This window comes from Psychrobacter sp., assembly GCF_018260395.1.
Classification (GTDB): domain Bacteria; phylum Pseudomonadota; class Gammaproteobacteria; order Pseudomonadales; family Moraxellaceae; genus Psychrobacter.
Genome location: NZ_JAGLBC010000116.1, coordinates 1 through 7,709, shown reverse-complemented (window position 1 = coordinate 7,709; position 7,709 = coordinate 1). Strand labels below are relative to the sequence as shown.

At 38.6% G+C, this 7,709-nt stretch carries 6 protein-coding genes and 1 tRNA gene; 1 reads left to right on the top strand and 6 read right to left on the bottom strand.

Annotation, left to right across the window (positions count from 1 at the left end):
- Positions 1 to 128 precede the first annotated feature (128 nt).
- From ilvN to QZ265_RS08605, 6 genes are all read right to left on the bottom strand, one after another.
- Positions 129 to 620, bottom strand: a complete 492-nt coding sequence (gene ilvN / locus QZ265_RS08630; protein WP_296405335.1) for an acetolactate synthase small subunit — start codon at positions 618 to 620, stop codon at positions 129 to 131.
- Positions 620 to 2,335 carry an acetolactate synthase 3 large subunit gene (locus QZ265_RS08625; RefSeq protein ID WP_296405338.1) on the bottom strand — a complete coding sequence of 572 codons (1,716 nt, stop codon included), beginning with the start codon at positions 2,333 to 2,335 and terminating at the stop codon, positions 620 to 622. The genes ilvN and QZ265_RS08625 overlap by 1 nt, the downstream gene beginning before the upstream one ends.
- 1,005 nt (positions 2,336 to 3,340) lie before the next feature.
- Positions 3,341 to 4,234, bottom strand: coding sequence for an NADPH-dependent 7-cyano-7-deazaguanine reductase QueF (gene queF / locus QZ265_RS08620; protein WP_296405333.1), 894 nt, complete (start codon positions 4,232 to 4,234; stop codon positions 3,341 to 3,343).
- Between the two features lie 100 nt (positions 4,235 to 4,334).
- Positions 4,335 to 5,159, bottom strand: a complete 825-nt coding sequence (locus QZ265_RS08615) for an ABC transporter permease (protein ID WP_296405331.1) — start codon at positions 5,157 to 5,159, stop codon at positions 4,335 to 4,337.
- Positions 5,156 to 6,121, bottom strand: a complete 966-nt coding sequence (locus QZ265_RS08610; RefSeq protein WP_296405329.1) for an ABC transporter ATP-binding protein — start codon at positions 6,119 to 6,121, stop codon at positions 5,156 to 5,158. Before QZ265_RS08610 ends, QZ265_RS08615 begins: the two co-directional genes overlap by 4 nt.
- A gap of 374 nt (positions 6,122 to 6,495) precedes the next feature.
- Complete coding sequence (locus QZ265_RS08605; RefSeq protein WP_296405327.1) at positions 6,496 to 7,194, bottom strand: c-type cytochrome; 699 nt, start codon at positions 7,192 to 7,194, stop codon at positions 6,496 to 6,498.
- 402 nt (positions 7,195 to 7,596) lie between these two features.
- On the opposite strand from QZ265_RS08605, the gene QZ265_RS08600 reads away from it, so the two are divergent.
- Positions 7,597 to 7,673, top strand: a tRNA-Arg gene (locus tag QZ265_RS08600).
- Positions 7,674 to 7,709: the final 36 nt, after the last annotated feature.

The following is a 7,709-nucleotide window of genomic DNA, read 5'->3' as shown; positions in this document are numbered from 1 at the left end:
GATTTAATTAAAACCCTTGTCAATGAATTACAGCATTGACAAGGGTATAGGGTGTGACAATTACAGAATAAACAATGCTAATAAGCTATATAAAAAAACAACAATTGCTATTAATACTTAATTTAAGACTAAATGCTAAGCGTGCGCTCACCACGTAAGATGCCAATTACACCAGAGCGAACCACTTCTAAAATACGGTCACGACCAAGCACTTCAATAAAGCCGTCGAGCTTGGCTTCGTCACCCACAATTTGTAGGGTATATATACTTGCAGTCACATCAACGATTTGAGCACGAAAGATATCAGCGCTACGTTTGACTTCAGAACGCGCGCTGCCTGTAGCCCTAACTTTAATCAACATCAGCTCACGCTCAACATGGGCATTGTCGGTCAAATCGATAACTTTAACCACTTCAATTAACTTATGCAAATGCTTGGTAATTTGCTCAATCTTGTCAGCACTCGCATTGGTAGTTAAGGTTAAACGTGAAATGGTTTCATCTTCCGTTGGAGCAACGTTTAAGGATTCAATGTTATAACCGCGTTGAGAAAATAGGCCCACTAATCGAGATAGCGACCCAGCTTCGTTTTCCATTAGTACAGAGATTAAATGCTGCATTAGGTACGCTCCCCCTTAGATAACCACATATCGCGCATAGACTGCCCTGCAACTTGCATCGGATATACGTGCTCATTACGATCTATATAAACGTCTATAAATACCAGTTTATCTTTCATTGCCATTGCTTCTGCCAATTGCTCTTCAAGCTTATCAGGGTCTGTTATCTTAATACCAACATGGCCATAGCTCTCTGCAAGCTTAACGAAATCAGGTAGTGACTCCATATACGAAGAAGCGTGGCGGCCTTCATAAAGCATATCTTGCCACTGCTTAACCATACCCAACTGAGCATTGTTTAAACATAAAATCTTGACAGGTAAACCATACTGGAAACAGGTAGATAACTCTTGAATATTCATCTGAATAGAGCCCTCTCCAGTAATACATACCACATCACGCTCAGGCTCTACCAATTTGGCAGCCATAGCATATGGAAGACCAACACCCATTGTGCCTAACCCACCAGAATTTAGCCATTGACGAGGCTCATTATATTTGTAGTAAAGGGCAGCAAACATCTGATGTTGACCTACGTCACTAGTAATAATGGCGTTGCCATTGGTGACCTCATATAACTTCTCAACCACCGTTTGAGGCTTCATGCCATCATCCGTACTAGTGTCGTATCGTAGACCATGACGCTTACGCCATTCATTAATCTGTGCCCACCAATCTAATAAGGCAGACTGATCCAACTGCTTATCTTCGCCCTCTAGTAAATTAAGCATATCGCTTAATACGGACTTGACATCACCTACAATTGGGATATCAGCATTTATTGTTTTAGAAATCGATGCAGGATCAATATCAATATGGATAATCTTAGCATTTGGACAGAATTTATTAACATCGTTGGTTACTCGGTCGTCAAAGCGCGCACCAATTGCCATAATAACATCCGCGTGATGCATAGTCATATTGGCTTCATAAGTACCGTGCATGCCTAACATACCCAAGAATTGAGGATCAGAACCTGGGAAACCGCCCAAACCCATCAAGGTATTAGTAACGGGTAAATTTAACTTGTGAGCAAGCTCAGTCAATTGTTCATGAGCATTGCCTAAGATTACCCCGCCCCCTGCATACAAAATAGGACGTTTGGCTGATAACAATGTATCAATGGCTTTCTTGATCTGACCACTGTGGCCTTTAACTGAAGGCTGATAAGAGCGTAGAGTGACAGATTCTGGATAGTTATATTCAAACTTCTCATGCGGTGCAGTAGTGTCTTTTGGGATATCAATAACTACTGGACCTGGGCGACCTGACTGTGCAATATAGAAAGCTTTTTTGATAATACCAGGAATTTCGCTGGCATGACGTACTTGGAAACTATGCTTAACAATGGGACGTGAAACGCCAATCATGTCCGTTTCTTGAAAGGCATCATCTCCGATAAGATGTTTAGGTACCTGACCTGAGATAATCACCATCGGAATAGAGTCCATAAAAGCCGTGGCAATAGCTGTTACGGTGTTGGTAGCCCCAGGTCCTGATGTAGCTAACACTACACCTGTCTTGCCAGTACGACGTGAATATGCATCTGCCATGTGACCTGCCGCTTGTTCATGACGTACTAAAATATGCTCGATAGCATCTTGCTTGAAAATAGCGTCATAAATGTGCAGAACGGCACCACCTGGATAACCAAATATATACTCGACGCCTTCATCAATCAAAGACTGGACTAGCATTTCACCGCCAGAAAGCATAACTGGGCCTTCGCCTTTTTCTAAAAGCTCACGCTTCTTATCAAAGTTTTTGGCAGCATCTGCTGTTTGATTGTGCCCTGTCATATTAGGGCTTTGGGTTGTTTCAGTCACTGTCATCACCTATTTTATTGCGGGATGTTATTAAGACTTTTATCGCTAAAAGTTGCTGGTCATCAAAGCTTGGAGCTTATAGTATTTACGTAGAATACTTGTATAGTTTAAAATTTTATTGGGCAAATTTAGTGCTATTCAAATAATCCTATTAATCAATATATAAAATGGATATCTATATAACTAAAAAAATAATTTAATATATAACTAATTAACCTTTAAATAAACTTATAGAAACGACAAAAATACCACTAGGCATTAGCCATGTGATATGGGAGCTTAATAATAAGGTAACAAAGCGACGCTTTTGGAAGCTGTGCCTTACTAGTTTATTCAACAGTAAGCACGATTTTAAGAACTTAACAAGATTGGTGTGCTTATAGATCATGACACTTATATAAAACTTAAAGTGCACTTAAAACATACTAATCGGGTTAAAAAGTATAAATAATTATACCCATCAAACTGTAAACATTATAATTCTATAATCGCTATACAGAATGATTACTTAGTCGCTGTAGACCGATAAGTCCCTGAACACAGGCAATAAAAACAGCCCTATTCATCACATTAAAAGTAGCCACCCTAAAGCAGATGGTAATCCAGAAATAGTTGCTACTTTTTAGTTAACTCACTAAATTGTGAAGGTTAACCGACTAACCATTTTTTATATGATCGGTTTTTTTTTGGCTTATGTCAACTAAATTTATTAAATTGAGTATCAAACTTACAAACGTCAATTTATCTATATAAAATAATGCAAATTAAAAAAAACATAAAATCATTGAATACATTCGGTTAATAACTGAGGTCATATTTCAAGTTATTTTAAATAAGATTAGTCTACAATAGTTACTTATATTTTACTTTCGTTTTAGACCACTCAAACTCACTCTATTGACGTACCAAACGGCTTGGTGCTGGCATAAGACTTGAGTCACTTACACGGCAAGGATTAATATCAATTCCACCACGGCGAGTATACCAAGCACGAACCATAAGTTTAGACGGTTGATATATTCGGCTTAAATCTGCAAAAATCTGCTCTACACATTGTTCATGAAAGCCGTTGTGCTGACGGAAACTAAGAATATATCTTAATAGCATTGCCTCATCTATTGTCTGTGCTGTGGTTATTTCTATTGCCACAGTGCCCCAATCAGGTTGATTGGTGACCGGACAGTTACTACGCAATAAATTTGAGTAGAACTGATATAGTCTTTGATCACCCTTCTCAACTTTCTTTACACTTGAATCGGTCAACCTTGAGTCAGCGAGTAATAAGCTGGCGTCTGGGTGATCTACCGTCTCTACTTTAATATTTGAGTCTTGTAATGCTTTATCAATACATTTTCCAAGTGGATGAGCAATTAAAAACCCTGTATCAAGTTGGCTACCTGAACTAATAGCATCCAATTCAAACAGCTCAACTGATACGGTAGCTTCAACACAGGCAGATAAATCCTGTGTGATAGTATTTTGAACCGCTTGCCAGCTATCAAACTCGGTAAAGTTTAGGCTATTTAGATATAATTTGAGCGACTTAGACTCGACGATATTTGTAGAGCTGGCTGGTATCGAAAAGCGTGCAATAGCCATCTGCGAAATACCTTGGTTATTTAACCAAGACACTTCAAAGGCGTGCCACCAATCCACTCCCAATTGCAATTTATCATTGTCCCAATCAATTTGGTTACGACCCATGTTTCGCGCAATGGCATACAAAGTTTCTGGCTGATAGGTTTTTGGGTAGCTAGTAGCCTCCCCTAATACGCCATGAATACTCATAACTAAGTCCTATTTTAGATTTAGCATTAAAATTTGAAACTAATTAAAGTAAACAACTATCTTATCTCAAATTAACTCTGTTACATTCACAGTATTACCTTTACAGTCTTAAACGAGACCCATTATCCAATAGACGATAAGCAATCATGTAGAAAATTGCACAAAAAATAAATATCGCGGTCATCGAGTACCAAACATTAACGTCAGAATATCCTAAAATACCATAACGAAAAGAGTTAACCATATAGACAATTGGGTTTAACAAAGAGATATTTTGCCAAACTGGTGATAAGTTCTCTAACGAGTAAAAGACACCACCTAAATATGTCAATGGTGTCAATACAAAACTTGGAATAATTGAAATGTCATCAAAGGATCGGGCAAATACTGCATTTATAAAACCGCCTAAAGAAAACAACACTGAGGTGCCCAGTACAGTAAATACCATTACAAAAAAGTTTTCGATACCGAGCTTGGTAAAGAACTGAGCCACAATAGATACTATAATCGCTATCATTATGCCTCTAAACACACCGCCGCCTATATAGCCTATCAATATGGAGTGTTTAGACACTGGTGAGACCAACAGCTCTTCAATACTTGAGGTGAATTTTGCACTAAAGAAGCTAGACACTACGTTAGAATAACTATTGGTGATTACTGACATCATAATCAGACCAGGTACAATGAATTGCATGTAGGGCACACCGCCCATATCTCCTACACGTGAGCCAATCATTTTACCAAAGATGATAAAGTATAAACTCATGGTAATAACAGGGGGTAACAAAGTCTGTGGCCAAATACGCAAGATACGACGCACTTCTTTGATTAAAATAGTACGAAAGGCTATCCACTTTTGGGCAAAAGTTAAGCCATCATTGATACGGGTATTATTGAAAGAATCATCGTTAATATTACTCATAGTCCCGCCTCCTTCATACTATCTTTGGTTTGTACACCTTGCTCTACTAGACGCATAAATAACTCTTCTAAACGGTTGGCTTTATTGCGCATACTTGAAATCTCGATTCCTTGTTGAGTTAACTGCTGGAATACAGCATTTAATGACTCACCTTCAGACAATGTTACTTCAATCGTTTGAGGATCGGGCTGTGAGAAATCAGTGATACCGTGAAGCATTACTGCGTTAGATACTGGCTTCTCTAAGTCTAATACAAAGGTTTCAATAGATAATTGGCCTAGCAATTCTTTCATTTCTGTATTAATACGAATCTCGCCATGGTCTAAAATAGCGATATAGCGACACAATTGCTCAGCTTCCTCTAAATAATGAGTAGTAAGAATAATGGTAGTGCCTTCTTCTTGATTAATCTGTTGCATAAATTCCCACATTGAGCGACGCAGTTCAATATCGACACCTGCTGTAGGTTCATCCAATATCAGTAGCTTAGGCTTATGGATAAGCGCGCGCGCAATCATCAGACGACGTTTCATACCACCTGACAGTTCACGGGATTTATTATTTCGCTTGTCCCATAAACCCAAGGCAGTTAGCAATTTTTTGGCTCTAGGTTTCGCCTCTTTGGCAGCAATACCAAAATAACCGGCTTGAGTGATTAAAATATCTTCAACCTTCTCAAATTGGTTAAAATTAAATTCCTGCGGCACAATGCCTAAATACTGCTTGGCAATGGAGGGATTCTGTAATAAGTCCGTACCAAAAATTTTAACGCTTCCTTCGGTAGGCTTAAATAGCGAACTAATAATCCCAATCATAGTTGATTTACCAGCCCCATTTGGACCTAGTAACGCAAAGAAGCCACCTTGAGGGACGGTTAGATTTACGTTCTTTAAGGCAGTAAAGCCATTACCATAAACTTTAGAGAGATTATTAATCTGTAATGCAGGCATTGAAGTAGTCATATAGTCACATCTGTATAGGCGAAGATAGTCATTTAGCTTGGATAGTCATTTAGCTTGGATAGCCATTTAGTTTAGATAGTCATTTAGCTTAGAACATAAGTTAGCTAAAAATATGGATGGCGATAATCGTTATATATGGTGCTTAAAATGTATACTTAAACCCATACGCAATAAAGATAGCTATTAATAAAATTTATCAATCATTAACACAACAAAAAACGCCCACTTAGGCGTGAGCGTCTTTGTTAAATATAGAGATTAAATCTATTAAGTCTTTTTTAGCACCAACTTGAATTAATCAACTATTTGTGAATAAAGAATAAGCTTATGGTTTAAATAATCTGTTTGCTCATCAATATTCACTTAATAAAAAACTAACTAGATTGTTCTACCATATAATCAACAGCATTATGAACTTCTTCATCCGGAATATCTGCACCACCACGAGCTGGCATTTTATTGAAGCCATGGATAGCATGATCATATAATGTCGCTTTACCTTTGGCTACATGAGGTGCCCACGAGCCTTTATCACCGAACTTAGGTGCACCTAACACACCGCTACCATGACAGTTTTGACAGATAGACTCATAAACCGCTTTACCATCACGTGGCTCACCAGGATTACCTGAACTTGAAGCAGTTAATGTGATGTCACAGTTGTCGTCACCTTCAAAACATACCTTGCCATATGGGTGAATACGTTCGATAAGCTTTGGATATAAAGCAATAAGTTTTTTAACTTGCGGGGTATCTTGAGGGATCGGCTCTTCCTCAACTGGCTTTGCAGGTGCAGCAGCAGTAGCTTCACCGCCGGCAGCCGCGGCATCAGTAGCTGTTGCATCAGTAGCTGTTGCATCAGCAGCTTTAGTATCCGTAGCTGTTGCATCAGCAGCTTTATCAGTAGTTTTTTGATCTGCTACTGTATTGGTACTCGCTGCTTTAGCATCAGTGGTCGTAGCAGCCGCTTTAGTCGACTGTGCAGCTGGAGCAGCAGCGTCTTCCGCTTGGCTTATAGAAATACCTGATAAAGCAAAGATGGCGGCAGCGGATAACATCACGATTTTTTTCATGCGTCACAATCTCTTTTTAGAGCGACATCTCTAAGTTGCTATAATTTAGCTTAATAATTAAATGGCTAAGCAATCTTAAAACGTCGTGTATGATTGAGTGAATTGTTTTAACTTTAGTATCTAAAACCAGTAATAAATTCTTTTCCCTATTATTATAAGGGGAAAAGGGGGTTAAAAGCCATGTATCAATAGTGACTCTTACGACAAAAGGCACTTTTATGCCTATTTAAGTTACCCAATTATTGCGGATGATGCCTAATGTATCAAATTATCGTAGCGGTTGTCATTGAATATGCGTGATAATATTGGTTTTTTTTAATGGTTTTTGCTAGACTAGCGGGCTTGAGCATAATGGTCATTATAATATAGCGGCTCAAATATATGCTTATATGCTTAGATAATGCGCTTGTAGCTCAGTTGGATAGAGTATCGGTTTCCGAAGCCGAGGGTCGTGGGTTCAATTCCCGCCAAGCGCACCAACTATTTTCATCTTCCTTTCTTGCCATTCTTAATAG